Source organism: Vibrio sp. Vb0598 (assembly GCF_033338935.1).
Taxonomy (GTDB): Bacteria; Pseudomonadota; Gammaproteobacteria; order Enterobacterales; family Vibrionaceae; genus Vibrio; species Vibrio alginolyticus.
The window spans coordinates 1-1,050 of sequence record NZ_JAWOTP010000294.1; the positions used below are offsets into that span (position 1 = coordinate 1).

Annotated in this window: 1 protein-coding gene and 1 pseudogene; both read left to right on the forward strand. The window is 43.8% G+C overall.

The window, feature by feature from the left end:
• Positions 1–271, forward strand: a pseudogene (locus tag R7Q38_RS24785) (hypothetical protein); the annotation flags it as partial.
• Positions 272–275: 4 nt separating this feature from the next.
• Positions 276–1,019, forward strand: coding sequence for a hypothetical protein (locus R7Q38_RS24790; RefSeq protein WP_140184860.1), 744 nt, complete (start codon positions 276–278; stop codon positions 1,017–1,019).
• The last annotated feature ends 31 nt before the right edge of the window (positions 1,020–1,050 follow it).

Genomic DNA, 1,050 nt, shown 5'->3' on the forward strand with positions numbered 1-1,050 from the left:
TAAAGTAAAAACCACAGGTTGGTTAGGTGGCCTTATTAACTACATCTATGATGATATGGTGAAGTTGTGCACGACAACTGAGCACGCAGCTTTGTATAAAGAAGAGTTTCAAAAAGTTCAAAAAATCCAATTCGTAGGTCAAGATTCAGTGAATGCGAAAAAAACAGGCTTCGCGTTAGATGAAGGTGGTAGCGTACTCAAAGTTGCCCTGAATCCAAATGCGGCTTACGACTCTTCAACGTTGAAGTACCTTAAGCAGGCATGGAACTAAAACGATGAAGAAAACGTTATTGTCGTTATTCATGGTGTCCGTCAGCTTTGCCGTGGTCGGTGAAGAAGCTCGTTACACCATGGACGACTTAAAGGCATTGAACGGCTCTAAAAATTGGAACGAGCTATTAGCGCATGCGGAAGATATTCGTCCATCTCAACGTAATAGCGAGTGGGAAAGCCTAGTTCAAAATGCGGCGTTGGGAGCGTTTGAACACTATGTCGCATCTGGAGCAAAAGATGATGCGATTGGTCTGGGTCAGCAGTTAATCCTATCTTACCCATTTCTCTCTCAATCTAAGACTTTTACTCAGCAGTTCTCGAAGGAGCTGGTGCCTGCAGCACAACCATGTATTCAATATGCGATAGAGGGATGTGTGGAAAATTATGGTCAGCTTCTTAATACCTTGGCACCAAGCGCTGAGGTGAGTTACGAAGAAGGAACCAAAGTTTTCCAGAATGTCTCGAAGTCACTGTCGGTTCCTTTTTTTGCAGCAGCAGTGCAGCAAGCTGAGAACTACTGTGCGGATGAAAACGTCGCAAATGCGTTGCTCTACACCTTGGACAGACCAAATAATACCAACTTCGCTTTGGCGAAAGAGGTTGCTACACAAAGGTGTGCTAACACCGCACTAACAAACTTTGAAAATTACATTATTGAGTCGCAGACCGTAAGAGAAGCACTTTGCCCGACATATTTGTCTAAAGGACATGTAAAAGGGTTAATGAAAAAAGTTTGCCAGTCATAACTGCTCGTTCTTAAAGCCACCGCAAGGTGGC

Bases quoted from the DNA above. Each gene is read 5' to 3' on its own strand.
- R7Q38_RS24790 (WP_140184860.1), top strand. From the start codon at position 276: ATGAAGAAAACGTTATTGTCGTTATTCATGGTGTCCGTCAGCTTTGCC.